The sequence below is a fragment of the Pseudomonas sp. Snoq117.2 genome (genome assembly GCF_900110545.1).
Taxonomy (GTDB): domain Bacteria; phylum Pseudomonadota; class Gammaproteobacteria; order Pseudomonadales; family Pseudomonadaceae; genus Chryseomonas; species Chryseomonas benzopyrenica.
The window spans coordinates 73,958-95,318 of the sequence record NZ_FOED01000001.1 but is presented as its reverse complement, the minus strand read 5'-3'; the positions used below and the strand labels follow the sequence as shown (position 1 = coordinate 95,318).

At 66.4% G+C, this 21,361-nt stretch carries 19 protein-coding genes; 11 read left to right on the top strand and 8 right to left on the bottom strand.

Annotated elements, in window-relative coordinates; translation table 11 throughout:
* Positions 1 to 58 precede the first annotated feature (58 nt).
* Positions 59 to 1,756 (top strand): dihydroxyacetone kinase family protein, encoded by a 1,698-nt coding sequence (locus tag BMZ43_RS00570; RefSeq protein ID WP_093249007.1) that lies wholly within the window; start codon positions 59 to 61, stop codon positions 1,754 to 1,756.
* On the opposite strand, the gene BMZ43_RS00565 is transcribed toward BMZ43_RS00570, so the two are convergent.
* Positions 1,753 to 2,406: a DUF2238 domain-containing protein gene (locus BMZ43_RS00565; protein ID WP_064308053.1), complete on the bottom strand. Its 654-nt coding sequence runs from the start codon at positions 2,404 to 2,406 to the stop codon at positions 1,753 to 1,755. The two genes, BMZ43_RS00570 and BMZ43_RS00565, sit on opposite strands and share 4 nt — an antisense overlap.
* Before the next feature lie 199 nt (positions 2,407 to 2,605).
* Here BMZ43_RS00565 and BMZ43_RS00560 point away from each other — a divergent pair, with 199 nt between their 5' ends.
* Entirely contained in the window at positions 2,606 to 3,868 is a 1,263-nt protein-coding gene (locus BMZ43_RS00560; RefSeq protein WP_064308052.1) for a cytochrome P450, read from the top strand.
* Positions 3,869 to 3,924: 56 nt separating this feature from the next.
* Here BMZ43_RS00560 and BMZ43_RS00555 read toward each other — a convergent pair whose 3' ends face one another.
* The 3 genes from BMZ43_RS00555 to speB form a co-directional block, all read right to left on the bottom strand.
* Positions 3,925 to 5,304, bottom strand: coding sequence for a sodium:solute symporter family protein (locus BMZ43_RS00555; RefSeq protein ID WP_064308051.1), 1,380 nt, complete (start codon positions 5,302 to 5,304; stop codon positions 3,925 to 3,927).
* A gap of 63 nt (positions 5,305 to 5,367) precedes the next feature.
* A complete protein-coding gene (locus BMZ43_RS00550; RefSeq protein WP_064308050.1) occupies positions 5,368 to 6,873 on the bottom strand; it encodes a purine-cytosine permease family protein in 1,506 nt (501 codons plus the stop codon).
* A gap of 137 nt (positions 6,874 to 7,010) precedes the next feature.
* Positions 7,011 to 7,961 carry an agmatinase gene (gene speB, locus BMZ43_RS00545; protein ID WP_044342328.1) on the bottom strand — a complete coding sequence of 317 codons (951 nt, stop codon included), beginning with the start codon at positions 7,959 to 7,961 and terminating at the stop codon, positions 7,011 to 7,013.
* A 135-nt stretch (positions 7,962 to 8,096) separates the two neighbouring features.
* On the opposite strand from speB, the gene BMZ43_RS00540 reads away from it, so the two are divergent.
* From BMZ43_RS00540 to BMZ43_RS26400, 4 genes are all read left to right on the top strand, one after another.
* On the top strand, positions 8,097 to 8,996 hold the full coding sequence (locus tag BMZ43_RS00540; protein ID WP_064308049.1) for a LysR family transcriptional regulator: 900 nt from the start codon (positions 8,097 to 8,099) through the stop codon (positions 8,994 to 8,996).
* Positions 8,997 to 9,103: 107 nt separating this feature from the next.
* Positions 9,104 to 10,669, top strand: coding sequence for a methyl-accepting chemotaxis protein (locus tag BMZ43_RS00535; protein ID WP_064308048.1), 1,566 nt, complete (start codon positions 9,104 to 9,106; stop codon positions 10,667 to 10,669).
* A gap of 61 nt (positions 10,670 to 10,730) precedes the next feature.
* Complete coding sequence (locus BMZ43_RS00530) at positions 10,731 to 11,342, top strand: tRNA-uridine aminocarboxypropyltransferase (protein WP_064308047.1); 612 nt, start codon at positions 10,731 to 10,733, stop codon at positions 11,340 to 11,342.
* A 59-nt stretch (positions 11,343 to 11,401) separates the two neighbouring features.
* Complete coding sequence (locus tag BMZ43_RS26400) at positions 11,402 to 11,569, top strand: hypothetical protein (RefSeq protein ID WP_007162289.1); 168 nt, start codon at positions 11,402 to 11,404, stop codon at positions 11,567 to 11,569.
* 69 nt (positions 11,570 to 11,638) lie between these two features.
* Here the strand turns inward: BMZ43_RS26400 and BMZ43_RS00525 are convergent, their stop codons facing one another.
* Both BMZ43_RS00525 and BMZ43_RS00520 read right to left on the bottom strand, forming a co-directional pair.
* Complete coding sequence (locus tag BMZ43_RS00525; protein WP_007162290.1) at positions 11,639 to 12,037, bottom strand: YbaN family protein; 399 nt, start codon at positions 12,035 to 12,037, stop codon at positions 11,639 to 11,641.
* Between the two features lie 3 nt (positions 12,038 to 12,040).
* Positions 12,041 to 12,625, bottom strand: a complete 585-nt coding sequence (locus BMZ43_RS00520) for a UPF0149 family protein (protein WP_007162291.1) — start codon at positions 12,623 to 12,625, stop codon at positions 12,041 to 12,043.
* Positions 12,626 to 12,787: 162 nt separating this feature from the next.
* On the opposite strand from BMZ43_RS00520, the gene recQ reads away from it, so the two are divergent.
* From recQ to BMZ43_RS00505, 3 genes are all read left to right on the top strand, one after another.
* Entirely contained in the window at positions 12,788 to 14,926 is a 2,139-nt protein-coding gene (gene recQ / locus BMZ43_RS00515; RefSeq protein ID WP_064308046.1) for a DNA helicase RecQ, read from the top strand.
* A gap of 73 nt (positions 14,927 to 14,999) precedes the next feature.
* Positions 15,000 to 15,434, top strand: coding sequence for a MarR family transcriptional regulator (locus tag BMZ43_RS00510; protein WP_017641756.1), 435 nt, complete (start codon positions 15,000 to 15,002; stop codon positions 15,432 to 15,434).
* A 240-nt stretch (positions 15,435 to 15,674) separates the two neighbouring features.
* A complete protein-coding gene (locus BMZ43_RS00505) occupies positions 15,675 to 17,882 on the top strand; it encodes a FimV/HubP family polar landmark protein (protein ID WP_093249004.1) in 2,208 nt (735 codons plus the stop codon).
* On the opposite strand, the gene BMZ43_RS00500 is transcribed toward BMZ43_RS00505, so the two are convergent.
* On the bottom strand, positions 17,883 to 20,081 hold the full coding sequence (locus tag BMZ43_RS00500; protein WP_093249001.1) for a patatin-like phospholipase family protein: 2,199 nt from the start codon (positions 20,079 to 20,081) through the stop codon (positions 17,883 to 17,885).
* A gap of 71 nt (positions 20,082 to 20,152) precedes the next feature.
* On the opposite strand from BMZ43_RS00500, the gene BMZ43_RS00495 reads away from it, so the two are divergent.
* The gene (locus BMZ43_RS00495) at positions 20,153 to 20,473 is read left to right on the top strand and encodes an Rdx family protein (protein WP_017641759.1); all 321 of its coding nucleotides are present in this window, start codon (positions 20,153 to 20,155) and stop codon (positions 20,471 to 20,473) included.
* 2 nt (positions 20,474 to 20,475) lie between these two features.
* On the opposite strand, the gene cspD is transcribed toward BMZ43_RS00495, so the two are convergent.
* On the bottom strand, positions 20,476 to 20,751 hold the full coding sequence (gene cspD, locus BMZ43_RS00490) for a cold shock domain-containing protein CspD (protein WP_093248999.1): 276 nt from the start codon (positions 20,749 to 20,751) through the stop codon (positions 20,476 to 20,478).
* 221 nt (positions 20,752 to 20,972) lie between these two features.
* On the opposite strand from cspD, the gene clpS reads away from it, so the two are divergent.
* Complete coding sequence (gene clpS, locus BMZ43_RS00485) at positions 20,973 to 21,329, top strand: ATP-dependent Clp protease adapter ClpS (RefSeq protein WP_017641761.1); 357 nt, start codon at positions 20,973 to 20,975, stop codon at positions 21,327 to 21,329.
* The last annotated feature ends 32 nt before the right edge of the window (positions 21,330 to 21,361 follow it).

Sequence of the window (21,361 nt, the reverse complement as noted above, 5' to 3'; positions counted from 1 at the left end):
AGGCAGGCGCGGGACCCCGTGCCATACTGCGGCGACCTCTCGCCCTCAGGAGTCCCCGATGAAGAAGCTGATCAATAGCCCCACCACGGTGGTTCGCGAACTGCTCGAAGGTCTCGTCAGCCTGGATCCCGGCCTGGCCCTGCTGGCCGAGGAACAGGTCATCCTGCGCCAGCCCCTAGCCGCAGCGGGCGGGCGCCCGGTGGCGGTGATTTCCGGCGGCGGCAGCGGCCACGAACCGGCCCATGCCGGCTATGTCGGCGAGGGCATGCTGACCGCGGCGGTGGCGGGAGACGTCTTCACCTCACCGAGCGTGGATGCCGTGCTGGCCGCGATCCGGGCCGCGGCCGGTCCTGCCGGCGCCCTGTTGGTGGTCAAGAACTACACCGGCGACCGTCTCAACTTCGGCCTGGCCGCCGAACTGGCGCGCAGCGAAGGCATTCCGGTCGAGACGGTATTGGTGGCGGACGACGCGGCCCTGCGCCACACGGTGGCGCCGGAAAGGCGCCGGGGCATCGCGGGCACCGTGCTGATCCACAAGCTCGCGGGCGCGGCAGCCGCCGCCGGACGTCCCCTGGCCGAGGTGGCCGCCCTGGCCCGCGCCGCGAGCGCCGAGTTGCGCAGCATGGGCGTGGCCCTGGGCGCCTGTACGGTGCCGGCGGTGGGGCATCCGGGTTTCCAGCTGGCGGACGACGAGGTGGAATGGGGCCTCGGCATCCATGGCGAGCAGGGCGTCGAGCGCGGCCCCCGGCTGGGCGCCGACGCCACCGTGGCGCGGCTGCTGGATACCCTTATTGAAGACGGCGGCTATCCAGAGGGCACGCGCCTGGCGCTGCTGGTCAATGGCCTGGGCGCGACGCCGCCGCTGGAACTCGCCCTGGTGGCGCGGGCGGCAGTGAGTCAGCTGCGCCAGCGCGGTCTGGTGGTGGAACGCGCCTGGACCGGTACCTTTCTCAGCGCCCTGGACATGCCCGGCTGTTCGCTGTCGCTGCTGCCGGTGGATGAGGCGCGCCTGGCGCTGCTCGATGCGCCGACCCAGGCGCGGGCCTGGCCGGGTGAAGGCCGGGTCCCGGCGGCGCCCACCCTGTTGCCCGCACCCGCGGCGGCAGCCGAAACGATCCCTCGCACCCCTGGTCCCCTGGCCGAGCGTCTGCAGGAGGCGGCAGATGCGATCATCGCCAGCCTGCTGGCCAACGAAGCTCGCCTCACCGATCTGGACAGCCGCGCCGGGGATGGCGATCTCGGCACCAGCCTGGCCCGTGGCGCCGAAGCGATGCGCGCCTTGCCAGCCAGCGCCTGGTACGCCCCGGCCAGTGCCCTGGCAGCCATGGGGCAGGCTCTGCGCCGCGCCATCGGCGGCAGCTCCGGACCCTTCTACGCCTGCGCCCTGGTCCGCGCCGCCCAGGTGCTGGACGGGGTGGAGCGACCCACGCTGGCTCAATGGGCCGAAGCGCTCGATGGCGGCGTCCAGGCCCTTGCCGAACTCGGCGGCGCCCAACCGGGCCAGCGCACCATGCTCGATGCCTTGCGACCGGCAGCGGATGCCCTGTCGGACGGTGCCCGGGCTGGTGCCAGCCCGGCGCAGGCCTTTGCCACGGCCCTCGCTGCCGCTCGCGAGGGCGCCGCGGCTACCGCCGAGATGCTGCCGGCCCAGGGTCGCGCCAGTTACCTGGGCGAACGGGCCCGCGGCATTCCCGATGGCGGCGCCGTGGCGGTGGTCTGCTGGCTGGAAGCCCTGGAACCCGTGATCGCCCGCTAGGGCGAGTCAGCGCCATGGCCGGTCCCGCGGCGACCGGGCCAGCCATGGCGGCAGACCAGCGACAGCAGGGCGCCAACGAAGGCCAGGGCCATGTCCTTTTGCGCGTCCCAGGGGTCGCCCTGGGCACCGACGAAGGCTTCCGCGGCGTCGCCCGCCAGCAGATCGGCGCCCAGCCATTCCATCAATTCGTAACCGGCTGAGGAGGCCAGGATGAATTCCAGGGCCACATAGGCGCTCCGCCAGCCGCGCAGCCCGGTCAGGCCCTGGACCACTTCCCGAGTTGGCCGGGCCAACAGCAGGCCATAGGCGAGGTGGACCAGCCGGTCGTAGTGGTTGCGCTGCAGATCCAGGACCTCGGTCAGCCGGTAACCGGTCAGGGCCTGCCAGGCGTCGTCGTAGGGCACCCGGGAATAGGTGTAGTGGGCGCCGATCTGGTGCAGCACCAGAAAGCCGAAGAGTTGCAGGCTGGCGCTGGCCGACAGCCGAAGCCGTCGCTGGACCAGGGCCACGCCCAGCACGGCGATGATCACCAGTAGCTGCTCGATCGTCCAGGTGAAACGGTCCAAGGGGGACCAGCCGAGCGCCAGGGTAAGGACGGCCAGGGTCAGCAGAAGAAGGAGTTGCAGACGGGAACGACGGGTGGGGTTCAAACGCGAGAGCCTTGTCCGGAATGCGGAGCGTCGCGACGACGGCCCCTGCTGCGTGGACCTCCGCTCGACCGCCAGCGTTCGAATGCGGCGACCCGATATCGTCGCGGCGTCGCTGCAAAAACAGCAAGCGCAGCGGAGGCACCGGCGCCGCTTGCCCGCGGTCCCACGGGCAGGACCTTTCCCTCCCCTGGAGCTCTCGATGTCCATCCTGCCACCGCTCTCGGCTTTCGATTCGAGCCTGGCACTGTTGCGCGAAGGCTATGCCTTCATCAGCAATCGCTGCGATCGCCTGGATAGCGATGTCTTCGCCACCCGGCTGTTCCTGCAGCCCATCCTCTGTCTGCGTGGCCAGGCGGCGGTGGAGCTCTTCTATCGTGAGGAACGTTTCACCCGAGTGGATGCCGCGCCCCGGTCACTGCGCCAGACACTGTTCGGCGAAGGCGGCGTCCAGGGCCTGGATGGTGCGGCTCACCGCCAGCGCAAGGCGCTCTTCCTTGAGATTACCCGGCCGGCGCGGGTGGAGGCCTTGATCACCCGGGTGGAACGGGAGTGGCGCGCCAGGCTGCCCAGCTGGCAGAGCCGCGGCGAGATTATCCTGCTGGACGAATTGCATCGCCTCTATACCCGCGCGGTCTGCGACTGGGCGGGCGTCACCCTGGCCCCGGAAGAGGAGGGGCAGCGCTGTGCCGACCTGGTCGCGCTGCTCGAAGGCGCCGGCAGCCCAGGCCTGGCCAACCTGGGCGCTCGCCGGGCACGTCGGCGGCTGGAGCGCTGGCTTGGCGGGCAGGTCGAGCAGGCCCGCAAGCAGCCGGCACCGACTGGCAGCGCCCTGGCGCTGATCGCGCAGCACCGGGAGCCGGATGGTCAGCCGTTGTCGCCACGGGTGGCCGCGGTGGAGCTGCTCAATGTGCTGCGGCCAACGGTGGCCGTAGCACGCTTTTCCACCTTTGCCGCCCTGGCGCTTTACAAGCAACCGGCCTGGCGCGAACGGTTGCGGGCCGATCCCGCCGCCCGGTTGCCTTTCGCCCAGGAGGTGCGACGCTTCTACGCCTTCTTTCCCTTCACCGTGGCGCGAGTACGGGAAACCTTCGAATGGCACGGCGTCGCCTTCCGCCGCGGCACCTGCGTCCTGCTGGATCTCTATGGCACCAATCGCGATCCGCGCAGCTGGGAGCGTCCCGAGGTGTTCGAGCCCACGCGCTTTGTCGCCGAGGCGATCCCAGGTGCCGCCTTCGTACCCCAGGGCGGCGGCGATGTGGCCCATCAGCACCGCTGTCCGGGCGAAGGCATCGCCCTGGCGCTCATGACCTCCGCCCTGCGCCTGCTGCTGCAGGACATGACCTACCAGGTGCCAACCCAGGATCTGCGCATCGATCTGGCGCGGATGCCGATGCGCCCCGCCAGCGGCCTGATCCTGAGCGAGGTCCAGGCGGTGCAGCGCACCCGCAGTTCGGTGGCCTAGCTTGCTCCGGGGGTCGGAGCGCCTCGTCATGGCGCTCGCGCAGCAGCAGCGGCCGGTCAGGCAGGCCGCGGCGCCACCTGGGTACGTGCCGTGAGCAGACTCACCAGCACGAAGCTGACCAGACTCAGGCCGAGGCTGAAATAGATCGGCGTATTGGCCTCCAGGCCGTCCTTGAGCATGAAGACGATGTCCGCGCCGGAACCCAGCAGCATGCTGGCCAGGGCACCTGCTGTGGTGGCGCGCGGCCAGAGGATGGCCCCCAGCAGCGGCACCAGGATGCCACCTACCAGCAGGTTGTAGGCCAAGGTCAGGGCGCCGATGACGTCATTGACCAGCAGCGCGATGGCGAGCACGGCGAGACCGGTGAGCAGGGTGAACAACCGGGCCATGCCCAGGGTCGAGGCCCGGCCGCCGCGCAGTCGCGGCAGGAGGTCCTCGGTCAGGGTGGTGGAGGCCGCCAGCAGGCCGGCACTGGCGGTGGACATCATGGCGGCCAGGGCAGCGGCGATCACCAGGCCGCGGATGCCGTCCGGCAGGGCGCTGCGGACGATGGCGGCGAAGGCGTTGTTGGCGTCGGCGAGATCCGGCAGCAGCACCCGGGCGCACATGCCGATCAGTGCGCCCACCAGGCCGTAGATCACGCAATAGACGCCGGCCAGGCTGCCCGCCACGCGCGCTACACCCTCGCTGCGCGCGGTGAAGACCCGCTGCCAGATGTCCTGGCCGATGAGGATGCCGAAGAAATAGATCAGGAAGTAGGTGAAGATGGTGTCGTAGCCAAGGGTGGTCAGGGCGAAGGCGCTGGCCGGCAGTTTGGCCACCAGGGCATCCCAGCCACCGACCCGGGTCAGGCAGATCGGCAGCAGCACGAACATCAGGCCTGCGGTCTTGATGACGAACTGGACGATGTCGGTCAGCGTCAGGGACCACATGCCGCCGATGCTGGAATAGATCACCACCACGCTGCCACCGAGCAGGATGGCGCTCCAGAAGGGCAGCTCGAACAGCACCTGGATCACCGTGCCCATGGCCAGCACCGAGACCACGCTCAGCATCAGCGCATAGACGAACATGATGGCGGCGCTGGCCTGCCGGGCCAGGGGCGTATAGCGCCGTTCCAGCACCTGGGTCACGGTGTAGATACGCAACTTCAGCAGGGGTTTGGCGAGAAACAGATTGAGCACCAGGATGCCACCACCCAGCATGGCGCACAGCCAGAAGCCGGACAGCCCGTGGACGTAGCCCAGGCGCACCGTGCCCACGGTGGCGGCGCCACCCAGCACCGTGGCGGCCATGGTGCCCAGGTAGCAGGCCGGACCGAGGTTGCGGCCGGCGACGAGGAATTCCTCCTGATTGCGGGCACGGCGCATGCCGTACCAGCCGAGCAACAACATGGCCAGGGCATAGGCCAGGACGACGGAAATATCCAGGATCATTGACGGGATCTCTTGTAGGGCTGAGCAAGGCCGGGCGCGCCGGCCCCATGACAGGGTTCGGGATCAGGCGGCGCGGATGCCTGGAGGTGTTGCGCGGGCACGTCGGCGTCTGGGGCGCCGTGCACCGGCCGGGCCATAGACGGCAACCGGTTCCGGGAACAGCAGGAGCAAAATCAGGTAGAGCAGGGCGGCGCTGCCCAGGGCCAGGGGCAGGCTCAGGTCGATGCCGCCGGCCAGCGCGCCCAGGGGGCCCACGAACTGGCCGGGCAGGTTGACGAAGGCCAGCCCGAGCAGGGCGCTGGGAATCCAGGCGCCCATGCCGCGCCAGTTCCAGCCATGGTGGAACCAGTAGCGGCCACCCTGCTCGCCCCGGGTGAACACCTGCAGATCGTCCGGGCAATAGAAGCCGCGGCGGACCACCAGCCCGAGGATCATGATCACCATCCAGGGGCTGGTGCAGGTCACGATCAGCACGGCAAAGGTGGAGACGCTCTGCACCAGGTTGAAGCTGAAGCGCCCGATGAAGATGAAGGCGATGGCCGCCAGCCCGATCAGCAGGGTCGCCCGAACCCGGGTCAGCAGCCGGGGTAGCACGCTGGAGAGATCCAGGCCGGTGCCATAGAGCGCGGTGGTGCCGGTGGACAGGCCACCGATGATCGCCAGCAGGCATACCGGCAGGAAGTACCAAGTAGGCGCGATGGCCAGCAGGCCGCCCACATAGTTGTTTTGCGCGATGTAGTCGGGTGCCCTGGTCGCCACCAGCGAGGCGGTGGCCAGGCCGAACAGGAAGGGGATCAGGGTGGCGGCCTGGGCCGCGATCACCGCCAGCAGGATGCGCAGGCGGGGCGTCTGCCGCGGAATGTAGCGCGACCAGTCGCCGAGAAAGGCGCCAAAGGACACCGGATTGCTCATGGCCACCAGGGCCGCGCCGACAAAGGCTGCCCAGAAGCCCGGCTGACCCGCTTGCAGGGTGCCGGCGTAACCGGCGTCGAAGCTGCCGGCGAAGGCCGGGATGCCGAGCAGGAACAGCAGGCTGGCACTGACCACGGCGATCTTGTTGACCCACAGCATGAAGCGAAAGCCATAGAGGCACACCGTCAGCACCAGCACGGCAAACAGCCCATAGGCCAGCCCCAGGCTGAGCGCGTTCTCCGGCAGTCCGACCAGGCGCTGGGCACCGCCCACCAGGGCATCGCCGGAACTCCAGACCGACAGCGAAAAGAAGGCGATGGCGGTCAGCAGCGAGAGAAAGGAGCCGACGATACGGCCGTGGACGCCGAAATGGGCGCCGGAGGAGACGGCGTTGTTGGTGCCGTTGAGCGCGCCGAACAGCCCCATGGGCGCGAGGATCAGCGCGCCACACAGGACCCCGCTCGCAATGGCCAGCACCCCGGCCTGGAAGGACAGGCCGAACAGGATCGGAAAGCTGCCGAGCACGGCGGTGGCGAAGGTGTTGGCCCCGCCAAAGATCAGGCGGAACAGGTCGAAGGGTGTGGCATGGCGTTCGTGGTCGGGAATCTGCTCGACGCCAAAGGTTTCGATACGGGTGATGCCGTCATGATGGTCCATGGATGACGCCTCGACACGGTTATACGCAGGCCGGACCCGCGTTCTTGTTGTCGGCGGACCAGGCGGTCCGCCGGTGTTCGGCAGCGAAAAGACAGCGGGTGGGCGACCGTCATGGCGGGTCGCCGCACCTTGGAGCGTCAGCGGTAGGCGACCCCCGGCAGCACGCAGAGCATCTCGTAGAGCAGGTTGGCGCCGAGCAGCGCGGTATTGCCGGTGGTGTCATAGGGCGGCGAGACCTCGACCAGGTCGCAGCCCACCAGCTCGAGTCCTCGGCAGCCGCGGATGATCTCCAGTGCCTGGATGGTGGTCAGGCCGCCGATCTCCGGCGTGCCGGTCCCCGGCGCCCAGGCCGGGTCGATGCTGTCGATGTCATAGGACAGATACACCGGGCCGCCCCCGACCCGCTCGCGCACCTCGGCCATCAGCGGCGTCAGCGATCTGTGCCAGCACTCCTCGGCCTGCACCACCCGAAAGCCCTGCTCGCGGCACCAGTCGAAATCGTCGGCGGCATAGCCCTGGGCGCGCAGGCCGATCTGCACCACCCGGTCGCAGTCGAGCAGGCCTTCCTCCACCGCGCGGCGGAAGGTGGTGCCATGGGCGATCTTCTCGCCGAACATGTGCTCGTTGACGTCGGCGTGGGCATCCACGTGCACCAGGCCGATCTTGCCGTACTTCTTCTTCATGGCGCGCAGGATCGGCAGGGTCAGGGTGTGATCGCCGCCCAGGGTTAGGGGGATGACGCCGTGCTCCAGCACCCGGTCGTAATGCGCTTCGATCAGGCGCACCGTGTCCAGCAGGTTGAAGGTATTGATGGCCACATCGCCCAGGTCGGCGACACTCAGGGAATCGAAGGGCGCCGCGCCGGTGGCCATGTTGTAGGGCCGGATCATCACCGATTCGCTGCGCAGCTGGCGCGGACCGAAGCGGGTGCCGGAGCGCAGCGAGGTGCCGATGTCCAGCGGGATGCCGATGAAGGCGGCATCGAGGCCTTGAGGGGAGGCGAGGTGGGGCAGTCGCAGCATGCTGGCGATGCCGCCGAAACGGGGCATCTCGTTGCCGCCCAGCGGCTGGTGCAGGATCTTTTCCACGGGTCATCCTCGTCGTAGTGATGTCCCGATTGTGCAAAGCCGATGGCGGCTGAAGAATCGGCCCGGACAAAAAATCACTTCAGAGATTTCTGAACTAATGGCTAGACTGCCGGGCTGCGTCCACCGGAGTCCGCCATGGCCAATGCCCTCCACGACATCCGCCTGCTCAAGCTGTTCGCCTGCGTGGTTCGCCACCAGGGATTCGCCGCGGCGCAGCAGGAATTGAACCTGTCCACCTCGGCCATCAGCACCTACATGAGCCAGCTGGAGGGTCAGCTCGGCGTCACCCTCTGTCATCGCGGCCGGGGCGGTTTCGCCCTGACCAGCAAGGGTGAACTCTTCCATCAGGAAACCCTGCGCATCCTGGGCGAGATCGAGAGCTTCGAACGCTATGCCACCACCCTCAGGGGCGAACTGAGCGGCACCCTCAACCTCGGCGTGCTGGATTCGCTGTCCAGCGAACCGGCGCTGCCGCTGGCACAGGTGATTGGCCGCTACACCCATGACTATCCCGGCGTGCATCTGCACCTGGCCGTGACCAGCCCCTATGAATTGCAGCTCGGCGTCTTGGAGGGACGGCTGGATCTCGCCGTGGGTGCCTTTTCCGCGCGGATGAACGGGGTGGTCTACCAGCCGCTGTATCGCGAGCAGCACTGGCTGTATTGCAGTGATCGGCATCCACTGTTCCAGGAGCGGCGCATCCCGGCCGAGATGATCACCCGCCAGCGGATGGTGCGACGCGGCTACTGGAGTCAGGCCGAGCTGGCTCGCCATGGCTTCAAGGAAAGCGCCGCCACCGTGGAAAGCATGGAAGCGCAGTTGATCCTCATCCTCTCGGGTGCCTATATCGGCTATCTCCCGGAGCACTATGTCCACGCCTGGGTCGACCAGGGGCGGCTCAAGGCCCTGCAACCGGCCACCTTTGGCTATCAGGCGCCGTTCTCCCTCATCAGCCGTCGAGGGCGCGGAAAGGAGCCGCTTATCCAGAGTTTTCAGCGCATCCTTAAAGCCCAGATGCAACATGCCGATACCTAGTATGACGATAACCAAATGGTTACCGTCGGCGCCTGTGACGGCAGTTGGCCACCATTGAATTGGTTGATGTCGCACGGAGTAGATAACCCGCTAGATAAGGCACCCGCATGCGCACGAATTTGCCGGTCACCCAGCAAGGCCGTACCTTCAAGGAAGAAGAACGACTCATCTCCACCACTGACCTGCAGGGGAACATCACCTACTGCAACGAGGCCTTCATCGCCATCAGTGGCTATACCCGGGAGGAGCTGATCGGCAGTCCGCACAATCTGGTGCGTCATCCCGACATGCCGCCGCCGGTGTTCGGCCACATGTGGGCGACCCTCAAGGAGGGCAAGCCGTGGATGGGCATCGTCAAGAATCGCTGCAAGAACGGTGATTTCTACTGGGTGAGCGCCTATGTCACCCCGATCCTCGAGCAGGGCCGGGTGATCGGTTACGAGTCCGTGCGTTCGCTGCCCAGCGCCAGCGAAGTCCGTCGCGCCGGCGAACTCTATGCCCGCATCAATGCCGGCAAGGCGCCCGTGCCCATGACTCGCCGCCTGGGCAGCGCCATCGCCGCCTGCTGGTCGACGGTGGCAGCCATTGGCGTCATCCTCGGCGGCCACTTCGTGCTGAATGACCCCGCGCAAACGGTGCTCATTGTCGCTGCCCTGCTGGGCATCAGCGCGCACCAGCTGTATCGCCAGCGCGCCAGCATCGAACGCATCCTCGCCGATCATCCAAAGATGTTTTCCAGTGCCGTGGTCGCCCCGACCTACAGTGATCAGGTCGGCGCCCCAGCGCGCCTGGATCTGGCGCTGCACAGCGAGGCTGCGCGGCTGCAGACGGCCCTGACCCGCCTGGCCGACGTTGGCGACAGCGTGCGCCTGAAGGCCCGCGAATCCTCCCAGCTGGCCCAGTCCGAGGCCGAGCTGCTGGAACAACAGCGCCACGAGACCGACCAGTCCGCCGCCGCCATCACTCAGATGACCTCCACCATCCACGAGGTCTCGCAGAACGTCCAGGAGACCGCCCAGGCCGCCGCCAATGCCGAGAGCCTGGTGCACTCCGGGCGTGACAAGGCCGAAGAAAGCCTGACCTCCATGCGCGAACTCGGCGCGGCGGTCAGCGACATCGGTCAGGCGGTGGGCGAGCTGGCCAACTCGACCCAGAGCATCGGCAGTGTCGCCGACGTCATCACCGCCATCGCCGAACAGACCAACCTGCTGGCGCTCAACGCCGCCATCGAGGCTGCCCGGGCCGGCGAAGCCGGTCGCGGTTTCGCCGTGGTGGCCGACGAGGTCCGCTCGCTGGCCTCGCGTACCCGGGAATCCACCGAACAGATCCACCAGATCATCGCCAACCTGCAGGCCAACGCCGACCGCGCCGTGGCCACCGCCAGTCGTGGCGAAGAGACCTCGCGCCAGAGCGAACGTCACTCGGCGGCGGTGCGCGAATCCCTGGAAGGCATCAGTGCCTCGGTCAGCCTCATCACCGCCATGAGCCAGCAGATGGCCACCGCGGTAGAAGAGCAGAGTCACGTGTCGGAGGATATCAATCGCCAGATCAGCCGCATCGCCGAACTCTCCGATCACAGCTCGGCCCAGGCCCGTCGCGGCTCGGAACTGAGTCGCGAACTGGAAGGCATGGCCGACTACCTGCACGATCTCACCGCGCGCTTCAATCGCTAGAGCGGAGCAGGGCGGCGGCGATCCGGTATGATCGCCGCCCCGATTCGCTCCGGAAGGCCTGATGTCCCGTCCCGCCTGCGCCCGCTGCCAGCGTCCCCTGTCGCTCTGCCTGTGCGCGCTGATTCCTGCCCTGGCCAATCGCACCCGGGTGCTGCTGCTGCAGCATCCCAGCGAGCGGCGCCATCCGCTCAATACGGCGCGCCTGGCCGCCCTGGGGCTCGGCAATGCGCAGCTGGAGATTGGCGAGACCTTTGCCGACCTGCCGCTCTGGCTCGCCGATCATGACGCCTGGTTGCTGTTTCCCGGACCCGAGGCGGTCACGGTGGACCTGCTGCCGCCCGCTGCCGTGACCGAAGTACCACGGCTGCTGGTGATTCCCGACGGCACCTGGCGCAAGGCGCGCTTGCTGCTGCACGCCAATCCGCTGCTGGCGGCCCTGCCCAGGCTCACCCTGCCGCCTGGCGCACCCTCGCGCTACCGGGTGCGCAAGGCCCCGGCGCCGGATGCGCTGTCGACCGTGGAGGCCGTGGTCGCGGCGTTGAATGCGCTGGAAGCGCCGCGCCGCTTCGATGCCCTGCTGGCGCCTTTCGAGGCGCTGATCGACGGCCAGATCGCCGCCATGGGGCCGGAAACCTTTGCACGCAATCATGGCGGCGCAGAGCCGCGCGACTGAGGGAATTACCCGGGTGCCGGACCACTCTACCTAGAGAGAGTCAGCAGAGGAGTCACCCCATGTCCCGCTTCCCGATCCGCCAGCACGACGAATTCGCCAGCCTTGCCATGCCCCGTGCTGGCGGTGAACCCGATCAGCCCGATCCGGCGCCCATCCAGCCCAGCGAGCCGGGCGAGCCCACCGTCCCCGATCAGGCACCGCCGACCCCCATGGCCAGGGCCGCCTGAGCGCGCTGCGTTTCCCATGAAAAAAGGGCGATCATCACTGATCGCCCTTTTTTCACGCCGGTCGCGCGGCTAGCGCCGGGTCTTCTGCCGGAGCAGGTAGACTGTCACCGCCGCGCAGCTGGTGAAGGCCGCTACCCGTGCCCAGACGTAGGGCACCAGCCAGCAGGAAAACCCCACGCTGATCCACATGGCGACGATGGCGTAGACCTTGCCCTTGAGCGGGATGCCTTCGCCTTCCAGATAGGGCTTGACCCATGGCCCCAACCATTTGTGGTTGATCAGCCACAGATAGAAGCGCTCCGAGCTGCGCATGAAGCAGGCCGCGGCCAGGAGCAGGAAGGGCGTGGTGGGCAGCAAGGGCAGAAAGGCGCCGATGATGCCCAGGGCCACGCTGAGCCAGCCGAGGCCCAGCAGCAGGTAGCGGACCCAGCCCTTGCGCTGGCGGGGTCTGGGGGTGGCCTCGTCCATCGCTCAGTGACGCGGCTTGAGCAGCGCCGGCTTTTCTTCGGGGGAATGGCACAGCAGGAACAGCTGGGTCAGCAATTCCGGGATCTGCACCATCATGTCGGCGACCAGGCGACGGTCCTGGGCGATCTCGGAGAACTCCGGCTGTTCGTCGAACAGACCCGAACCTACCATGATCGGCAGCAGCAGCTCGCTGACCTCGTCTTCGGCGTCTTCGAACCATACGGCTTCGCGCAGGAACACGCCTTCCATGAAGCCGATGCACCAGCCGCGCAGTTCGGAGTCGTCCGGCTCGGGGCCGAGATCCAGGTCACAGGGCAGGTCCAGCTCTTCGTCACTGCCCAGCACGCGCAGGATATGCGCCTTGAGCTGCACCAGGGAGCGCTCGATCTCCTCCTGCTGGGCGGCGTCGCGATACTGCGGCGGCTCGGCGAAGAGGGCGTCGATCCACTCGCGTTCGGGAACCTCTTCCGGGCAGATGGACAGGGCGGTCAGGTAGCCATGGGCGGCTACGTAGTCGAGCGCTTCTTCGTGCAGATCGTCTGCATCGAGAAAATCGCGCAGACGGGTCAATTGTTCGGCGAAGGACATCGGCTACTTACCTCGGAAAGGATTCGAAAGGGCAGAACGGCCGGAATTGTAGACGAGCGCCCCGGTCACGTCGAACCTGACGGCCCGGCGCCGGCCGACGGAAAAGCACCGCCGCAGCGACCTCGGCATCCGTATAATGGCCGTTCCATTCGAGGAGGCTTCATGTCAGAACCTGCGCTGCGCATCCTTAAAGACGTCTTTGGCTACGACGCGTTCCGTGGCAACCAGGCCCGGATCATCGAGCGTGTGGCCAGCGGTGGCGATGCGCTGGTACTGATGCCCACGGGCGGCGGCAAGTCCCTGTGCTACCAGGTGCCGGCCCTCCTGCGGCCCGGCGTGGCTGTGGTGGTCTCGCCGCTGATCGCGCTGATGGACGACCAGGTCGCCACCCTGCTGGAACTGGGCGTGTCAGCGACCGCGCTCAACTCCACCATGACCGGCGAACAGCAGAGATCCGTCGCCGCGCAGCTGGAGCGCGGTGAGATCAAGCTGCTCTATCTGGCGCCCGAGCGCCTCGTGCAGCCGCGCATGCTGGATTTCCTCAAGCGCCTGCCCATCGCCTTGTTCGCCATCGACGAAGCCCACTGCGTATCCCAATGGGGCCATGACTTCCGCCCGGAATACATGCAGCTCGGGCAATTGGCCGAACATTTTCCCGGCGTGCCGCGCCTGGCGCTCACTGCCACCGCGGATTCTCGCACCCGCGAGGAGATGGCCAGCCGTCTGCACCTGGAAGAGGCCGAGCGCTTTCTCTCCAGCTTCGATCGTCCCAACATCTTCTACCGCATCGTGCCCAAGGAAGCGCCGCGCAAGCAATTGCTGGCCTTTCTCGCCGAGCGTCGCGGCGATGCTGGCATCGTCTACTGCATGTCGCGCAAGAAGGTGGAGGAGGTGGCAGAGCAGCTCAGCAATCAGGGCTTCCCCGCCTTGCCCTATCACGCTGGCCTGCCCAACGACGTCCGCGCCGCCAACCAGAAGCGTTTCCTCAACGAGGAAGGGTTGATCATGGTGGCCACCATCGCTTTCGGCATGGGCATCGACAAGCCCAACGTGCGCTTCGTCGCCCACCTCGACCTGCCCAAGAGCCTGGAGGCGTACTACCAGGAAACCGGTCGCGCCGGGCGGGATGGCCTGCCCGCCGACGCCTGGATGGCCTACGGCCTGCAGGACGTACTGCTGTTGCGGCAGATGATGCAGAACTCCGAAGGCGACGAGCGCCACAAGCGCATCGAGCGGCATAAGCTCGAAGCCATGCTGGCCCTGTGCGAAGAAACCCGCTGCCGGCGCCAGGTGTTGCTGGCCTATTTCGACGAGCACCTGCCGCAGCCCTGTGGCCATTGCGACAACTGCATCGACACCGTCGAGACCTGGGATGCCACCGAGCCGGCGCGCCAGGCGCTATCGGCCATCTACCGCAGCGGTCAGCGCTACGGGGTAGGGCACCTGGTCGACATCCTGCTCGGTCGCGAGACCGAAAAGATCGTCAGTCTCGGCCATCAACGCCTGGCGGTGTTCGGCCTGGGCAAGGCGCGCGGCGAAGACGAGTGGCGCACCCTGTTCCGCCAGTTGGTCGCCCGTGGCCTGGCCGAGGTGGACGTCGACGGCTATGGCGGCCTGCGCCTGACCGAAAGCTGCCGCCCCCTGCTGCGAGGCGAAGTCCGCATCGAATTGCGTCGTGATCCCAAGCCTCAGCGCGGGCGTGGCGCGAGTAGCGGCTCCTCGGCCAGCGCCGCCAGCCAGCTGGTACGTGCCGACGAACGCGAGCAGTGGGAAGTGTTGCGCACCCTGAGACGCAAGCTGGCCGAAGAGCACTCGGTACCGCCCTATGTGATCTTTCCCGACGCCACCCTGCTGGAGATGCTGCGCAGCCAGCCGCGCTCGCTGGACGAGATGAGTCGCGTCAGCGGTGTGGGTGCCCGCAAGCTGGAGCGCTATGGCCAGGCCTTTCTCGACGCCCTTAATGACGGTGGTGCGGCGCCGACTCCGGTCGCCGACGTGCGTCACGAGGTGCTGACCCTGGTACGCGCCGGCATGACCCCGGAGCAGGCCGCGCGCCAACTGAATTGCTCTGAAAAGAATGTCTATGCACTATTGGCCGAAGCCATTGCCCAACAGCAGATCGCTCTGGAGCAGGCCCTGGACCTGCCGGAGGAGCTGCTGGCGGAAATCCAGGATGCCTTCCTCGAAGACGAAGGCGAATTGCCGCCGGTAGCCCAGATCGCCCCGCGTTTCGAAGGGCGGGTGGCCAGTGGCGCGCTGTACTGTGTGCGGGCTGCCCTGCAGGCCGAGTTGGCCGACTAGCTGAGGACGGCGGTTGCTCCGCAGGGCCTACACCCAGAATAATGAGAAAATCCAAGTACAAGGTTTAGCCTGAATGACTACCGATCCACACCTGTTCGGCCGCCAGATCTTTCATGTCTCCCGTGCCTGGCGCGCCGAGCTCGACCGTCGCCTGAGTCACCTGGGGTTGTCTCAGGCGCGCTGGCAGGTGTTGCTGAACCTGGCGCGGATGAAGGGGGTCCAGCCCACCCAGCGTGAACTGGCCCAAAGCATCAGCATCGAGGGGCCGACCCTGGCCCGCTTGCTGGACGGCCTGGAAAAGCAGGGGCTGGTCAAGCGCCTGGCGGTCACCGAGGACCGTCGTGCCAAGCGCATCATGCTGACCCAGGAAGCCGGTCCGCTGATTGAGAAGATCGAGACCATCGCCGAGGCCCTGCGCAAGGAGCTGCTCAGTGGTCTCGACGATGAAGAGATCGCCATCTGCCAGCAGGTGCACCAGCGCGTCCTCGCCAATCTCGAGCGCGGCTGACCGCCGTCTGGCGGCTCGCTCCGTCCCGGTACCTTCACCCAGCACAGGTACTGGATCTGGCCGGAGCGTCTGGCATCGCCGCTAGCGCTCCATCCCATCCGCAGCCGTCCTTTTCGCGCTGCTGGTCATCGGTTTGCCGTCTGTCGGTATCGATGCTACGTTCCAGCGTGGCGGAGGCGATTTTTGTGAGCCACCGCGCTAAAACACCGGTTTCTTCGAATACCTGACGCAGCGGTATCCATGGTCGCGAAACGCCGTCCCCTTGCCTTTGTCATCCTGTCGGCCGCTGCGCTGACCACTCTTCCTCAAGCGGCGCTCGCGCTCGGCCTGGGGGGCATCACCCTGCAGTCAGCTCTCAACGAACCCCTGCGTGCACGGATCGAGCTGGTCAACCTCGGCGATGCCGATGCCGGGGACTTCCGCATCCACCTTGCGGCGAACGAGGCGTTCGCACAAGCCGGTGTGGATCGTACCCAGTTCCTCGACGATCTGAAGTTCACTCCGCACCTGCGCACGGCGGCGGGCAGCTATGTCGAAGTGACCTCCCGCCGCTCACTGGTCGAGCCCTATCTGGGCTTCATCGTTCAGCTCGAGCAGCCGGGTGGCAAGCAGCTGCGCGAATTCACCCTGCTGGTGGATCCACCGCGCAGTGGTGGCACGCCCACCAGCGTCGCCAGTACCGCCCCGGCGCGCGTCCAGGCGGCGTCCGCTCGCGCCGCTGCCCCGGCCGCCGATCCGGTGGTCCGCCAAACCGTATCTGCACCGCGCCAGGGGCTGGCGCCCTCGCCAGACCTATCCGCTGGGGAGGGCGTTTACCAGACGCGTCCCAGGGATACCCTCTGGAGCATCGCCAAGCGCCTGGGGCCAATGGCCAATCGATCGGTCGAGCAGCTCATGGCCGATCTGTTCGCCCTCAATCCGGCGTCCTTCGCCAACAATGATCCCGGACGACTCAAGGCCGGTCAGCGCCTGCGCCTGCCCGTGGGTGTCAGCGAACCTGCGCCGCGGCAGCCGGTAGTCGCCAGGACCACGCCGCCCGCACCCAGCCCGGTACCCGCCGCACCAGTCGCCACGGCGCCCGCCCTGGCACCGGGACCTGCACCTGCTGCGCCAGCACCGGCCGCAGCACCCGTCGCTGCGCCGGCACCGGCACCGGAATCAGTGGCGCCTCCAGTAGCGGCGCCGCAGCCGGCCGGAAGCTCTGCCGAAGACACCAAGCCCCTGCTGGTGACGCAGGACCTCGGGCGTCAGGTTGGCGACCTGGAAGGTCAGCTGACCCAGCTGCAGGAGCGTTACGACGCATTGCTGGCACAGAAAGAGGTGATGATCGAGCAGCTCCAGCAGGACCGTGAAGGTCTGCAGCAGCAATTGAAGCAGGCGCGTTCGGTGGCCCTGGCCACGCCGACGCCCGTACCCGCGACGCCGGCACCGGAAAGCCCTGCCGCTCAGGCGGCGCCCGTCGCCTCCAGTCCTACCGCGGGCAGCACCGACGAAGGTCTGTTGTCACTGCGCTCGCTGTTGTTAGCGGGTGGCGCGGCCCTGCTGGCCCTGGCCGGTGTGCTCTGGTGGCGCCGGCGGCAGACGGAAGACGTCGTCTTCGACGACGCGGGTGACGTCGAAAGTGTCGAAATGGTCGAGCCCTTGCCTGAGCCTGTGCTGGCCGCTACTCAGCCGGTGATCGCCAAGTCGAAGGCCAAGCCCACAGCCGTCGCCGCCAGCCCGGCGCCGGTCGACGATCATGCCGGTCGTGCGGAGATCTACATCGCCTATGGCCGCTACGGCCAGGCGCGGGAAGTGCTGGAAAGCGGCCTCGTCGAAGACGATCGTCGCCAGGATCTGCGGCTGCTGCTGCTCCGGGTGCTGGCCACCCTGGGCGAGGCTCCGGCATTCAGGGAGCACGAACAGCGTTTTCTGGCGCTGGGAGGCGTGGCGGCGAGTCTGGCGGTCCTGCATGCCCAGTTTCCCGGGATGTCCGCCGATCCGGTGGAGTCCCTGCTAGAGGACGATCTGGACCTCGACCTGCCAGCCTTCGATGCGCCGGCCAGCGAATGGTCGGCGGAATTGCAGTTCGCCGAGCCGGCGGTACCCGCGCCGGTGACCGAGGAGCACTACGATCTGGATCTGGCCGACCTGAGCCTCGACGAAGCCATCGCCCTAACCGAGGAGCTGGACGCCGATTCTGGCTGGAAGCAGGCCGACGCCCTGGAAGTCACCCTGGAGGACGATTTGCCCGAGGGACTCGGTGAGCTGCCTGCGGTCATGGAACTGGACCTGAGTCTCGATGAGCACTTCATGGCCGATACCATCGCCCGGCGGTTTGCCGAGGCCGAGGCCTGTCTCGACCAGGGTGACGTCCAGCACGCCACCTCGCTGTTGCAGGAAATCGTCAGCGAAGGCAGTGACAGCCAGCGCGAACGGGCCGAGATCCTGCTCTCCCGGATCGCCTGATCAGAAGCTGTTGCCCAGGTTGATGTAGAAGGCGTGCTGGCCCTGGTCGCTCAGACCATAGGTGAACTTGAGCGGTCCCAGGGGCGTGTCCAGTCCGAGGAACAGGCTGGCCGCGCTGATGTTGCCGCTGTCGTAGTCGTCATCCCGATTCCAGATCCGTCCCTTTTCCAGGCTGCCGCCCAGATAGACCGGGGTGTCCAGCGGAAACAGCGATCTCTGGGTGAGCTGGTGGTAGTAGATCAGCCGCGCCAGACCGTAATTCTGGCCGGACAGGGCGTCCTGCCGATAGCCGGAAAGTTGCCAGGCGCCACCCAGCAGGAAGCTGCTGGTCACCACATTGGTGTCGCTGTCGGTCGACAGCGTCCGCCCTAGACCGCCACCCAGCACGAAGGTGTTGTAGCCGTAGCTGAGCGCCTTGTTCAGATGCAGATCCAGTTGGCGGTAGCGGGAGTCGGAGCCCAGGCTTGGATCGAATTGCTTGAGTGTCAGTGCCAGGTCCTGGCCCTCACGCGGGAAGTTCACGTCGTCCAGATCGTCCAGGGAATAGCGCAATTCGTAGAAGCTTTCGGTGAAGGATTCCTCCGGCGTATCGCGCGGTCCGACATGCACCTTGGTACTGCCCCAGTCGTGGCCGATACCCAGCCGTACCTCGGCCTTGTTGCCGATCTGCCGACCCAGGTTCAGACCGAAGCCATAGCGTTCGCGCCGATATTCGGCGACGGGGTCGTTGCGTTCCAGCTGTTCGATGTTGCGGGCCTCGCCGCCGACGTAGGGCGCGATGAAGTAGCGGGAACCGACGTCCAGCGGCTGGTAGAACTCGCTGTAGAGCTCCTGATGATCGCCGATCTGCACCCGCGTCAGCCATTCGCCGCCCAGGCGATTGAGGCCGTTGACGCGATAGCTGGCACCGAAGTTGAAGGTGCTGTCACCCCGCAGGTCGTCCGACAGATTCAGGCCCAGTCGCAGGAAGTCGGTGCCGCTGCGCTTGCCGCGGGCATAGATCACCAGCACGTTGTCGCCGGGGCCGTCTCGGCGGATGCGGTATTCCACCTGGTCGAAATAGTCCAGGCCGTAGAGGGTGCTCATGTCGTCCTGCAGGCGCTCGACATTAAGCGGCTCGCCCAGTCGCTGACGGATATAGTGCCGGATGACCTCGTCCTCGACCTTGGAGTCGTTCTCGATGCGGATCGCGTCGATGACCGGGGTGCGGCTGCTGGGTGTGCGCGCGGCCGCGACCGCCGTGGAGCGTTCGCCGTGCGCGTCCTTGCGCAGCACCGCCAGTTCGCCCGCCATGGCCATGGTCGCCCGATAGCCTGCATCGATCAGTGCCTCGACCTCGCTGAAGTCGGCGCTGGTATAGCTGGCCAGCGGCGGCTGGATCAGCAGGTCCTGCTTGCCCAGCGTCGCCAGCTGCGCCTGGGAATTGTTGCGGGTCATCAGGGTGGTGGATTGATTGAGCACGTCGAGTACCGTGGTCAGGTCCTTGCGCTTGAGCAGGGGAGTGCCGATGTCCACGACGACCACTCGTTGCGCACCCATGTCACGGGCGACATCGATGGGAATGTTGTCGACCATGCCGCCATCCACCAGCAGGCGGCCGTCGATCTCCACCGGAGCGAATACCGCCGGAATCGACATGCTGGCGCGAATGGCCCGGGGCAGGCGGCCATGGTCGAAGACCACCTTCTCGCCGCTGGTGATATCCGTGGCCACGGCGCGAAAGGGGATGGCCAGCTGATTGAAATCCCGGGTGTCACTGGTATGCACGAACAGCTTTTCCAGCATCATCCCCAGGTTCTGCCCCTGGATCACGCCGATGGGCAGGCCCAGGGTGCCGTCGTCACGAAAGCTGAGCTTCTGCTTGATCAGGAAATCCCGGTCGTCCTGCTTGCGGCGAAAGGGCACGTCCTTGCGCGGTGGCTGGTCGGAGAGCACCTGGCCCCAGTCCATTTCCAGGGCGATGCGTTCCAGCTCCTCGGCGCTGTAGCCGGCGGCATAGAGTCCGCCGATCACCGCACCCATGCTGGTGCCAGCGATGGCATCCACCTGAATGCCCTGTTCTTCCAGGGCTTTGAGCACGCCGATATGCGCCAGTCCCCGCGCGGCACCGCCGGATAGCACCAGTCCGACCTTGGTCGGCGGCGCGCTCCAGGCCAGAGTGGACAGCAGAAGGCAGGCAACCAGCAGCAACGGGCGCATAGGATGGACCACATGGCGGACAGGATCGGGGGCTGCGTATTATAGGGAGCCCAGGCCTTGCGAGGTGTATCGTGGCGGACGCCAAACCCTTCATCACCATCCACTACTGTACCCAGTGCCAATGGTTGTTGCGCTCGGGCTGGCTGGCTCAGGAACTGCTCAGCACCTTCGGTACCGATCTGGGTGGGGTGACGCTGCTACCGGGAACCGGTGGCGTCTTTGAGATCGCCTGTGGCGGGGAGGTGCTCTGGGAGCGCAAGAGAGACGGCGGCTTTCCCGACGCCAGAACGCTGAAGAACCGGGTCAGGGACCTGATGTTTCCGGAACGCGATCTGGGTCACGGCGAAGGACAGCGGCGCGACGGGGGAGATGGCGCCCCCGAAGGGGCGTGAGATCAGGCTTCCGTACTGACCGTGTCCCGTACATCGAGAGCGTTGGTGGCCGGCGCAGCGGCAGGTGCGCTCACTTCGGCCGCGCGTATCTCGACGGCGTGCAGGCCCTTGGGGCCCTGAACGATATTGAAGTTGACCGCCTGGCCCGCCTTCAGTGTGCGGTAACCGTCCATCTGAATGGCCGAGTAATGAGCGAATAGGTCTTCATCACTGTTATCTGCAACGATGAAGCCATATCCTTTGGCGTTGTTGAACCATTTGACCTTGCCACTGAGCATACCGGCTCCCTCTGCAAAGGACTCCAAGCCTGGAGTATCATTCGACTACAGTTCCAGTGAATCCACACAGACGCCACTACAACGGAACCCTTGGTACCTCGTCGGTACAGGATGTTTGTAACACCCTTTCAGCCTTAGTCAAGGCGAGGCACTAGGCGGCTGAGACGTGGATCAAGCTCTTTTTTTCCTGCTATTCATCCCGTAATTCGGAATCGATCAGAATGCGTGTAATCGACCCCATCCGACTGGCGGCGGACGACAACCAACATCAGGACGGCGACAACGGTGGCCTGGCGGTGCAGGAGGCAAAACCTGCGCTAAAACGGCCAGCCAGATATCGCGTTCTGATGTATAACGATGACTACACCCCCATGGAGTTCGTCGTAGAGGTGCTGGAGAGCTATTTCAGCATGAACCGCGAGGCCGCTACCCAAGTGATGCTTACCGTGCATACCCAGGGAAAGGCGGTCTGCGGAACATTTACTCGCGATGTCGCTGAAACCAAGGCCATGCAAGTCAATCAATATGCGAGGGAGTGCAACCACCCGCTGTTGTGTGAAATCGAAATCGAAAGTTAGATCTGTGCTGCTTGGGCTACTGTGCTGCTTGG

Excerpts from the sequence above, each read along its gene's own strand:
- BMZ43_RS00530 (WP_064308047.1), top strand. The coding sequence starts at position 10,731 with ATGTCCCGTCCCGCCTGCGCCCGCTGCCAGCGTCCCCTGTCGCTCTGC.
- BMZ43_RS26400 (WP_007162289.1), top strand. The coding sequence starts at position 11,402 with ATGTCCCGCTTCCCGATCCGCCAGCACGACGAATTCGCCAGCCTTGCC.
- cspD (WP_093248999.1), bottom strand. The coding sequence starts at position 20,751 with ATGCTCAGTGGCAAGGTCAAATGGTTCAACAACGCCAAAGGATATGGC.
- BMZ43_RS00500 (WP_093249001.1), bottom strand. The coding sequence starts at position 20,081 with ATGCGCCCGTTGCTGCTGGTTGCCTGCCTTCTGCTGTCCACTCTGGCC.
- BMZ43_RS00510 (WP_017641756.1), top strand. The coding sequence starts at position 15,000 with ATGACTACCGATCCACACCTGTTCGGCCGCCAGATCTTTCATGTCTCC.
- BMZ43_RS00505 (WP_093249004.1), top strand. The coding sequence starts at position 15,675 with ATGGTCGCGAAACGCCGTCCCCTTGCCTTTGTCATCCTGTCGGCCGCT.
- BMZ43_RS00520 (WP_007162291.1), bottom strand. The coding sequence starts at position 12,625 with ATGTCCTTCGCCGAACAATTGACCCGTCTGCGCGATTTTCTCGATGCA.
- BMZ43_RS00540 (WP_064308049.1), top strand. The coding sequence starts at position 8,097 with ATGGCCAATGCCCTCCACGACATCCGCCTGCTCAAGCTGTTCGCCTGC.
- BMZ43_RS00560 (WP_064308052.1), top strand. The coding sequence starts at position 2,606 with ATGTCCATCCTGCCACCGCTCTCGGCTTTCGATTCGAGCCTGGCACTG.
- BMZ43_RS00550 (WP_064308050.1), bottom strand. The coding sequence starts at position 6,873 with ATGGACCATCATGACGGCATCACCCGTATCGAAACCTTTGGCGTCGAG.
- BMZ43_RS00535 (WP_064308048.1), top strand. The coding sequence starts at position 9,104 with ATGCGCACGAATTTGCCGGTCACCCAGCAAGGCCGTACCTTCAAGGAA.
- BMZ43_RS00555 (WP_064308051.1), bottom strand. The coding sequence starts at position 5,304 with ATGATCCTGGATATTTCCGTCGTCCTGGCCTATGCCCTGGCCATGTTG.
- recQ (WP_064308046.1), top strand. The coding sequence starts at position 12,788 with ATGTCAGAACCTGCGCTGCGCATCCTTAAAGACGTCTTTGGCTACGAC.
- clpS (WP_017641761.1), top strand. The coding sequence starts at position 20,973 with ATGCGTGTAATCGACCCCATCCGACTGGCGGCGGACGACAACCAACAT.
- BMZ43_RS00570 (WP_093249007.1), top strand. The coding sequence starts at position 59 with ATGAAGAAGCTGATCAATAGCCCCACCACGGTGGTTCGCGAACTGCTC.
- BMZ43_RS00525 (WP_007162290.1), bottom strand. The coding sequence starts at position 12,037 with ATGGACGAGGCCACCCCCAGACCCCGCCAGCGCAAGGGCTGGGTCCGC.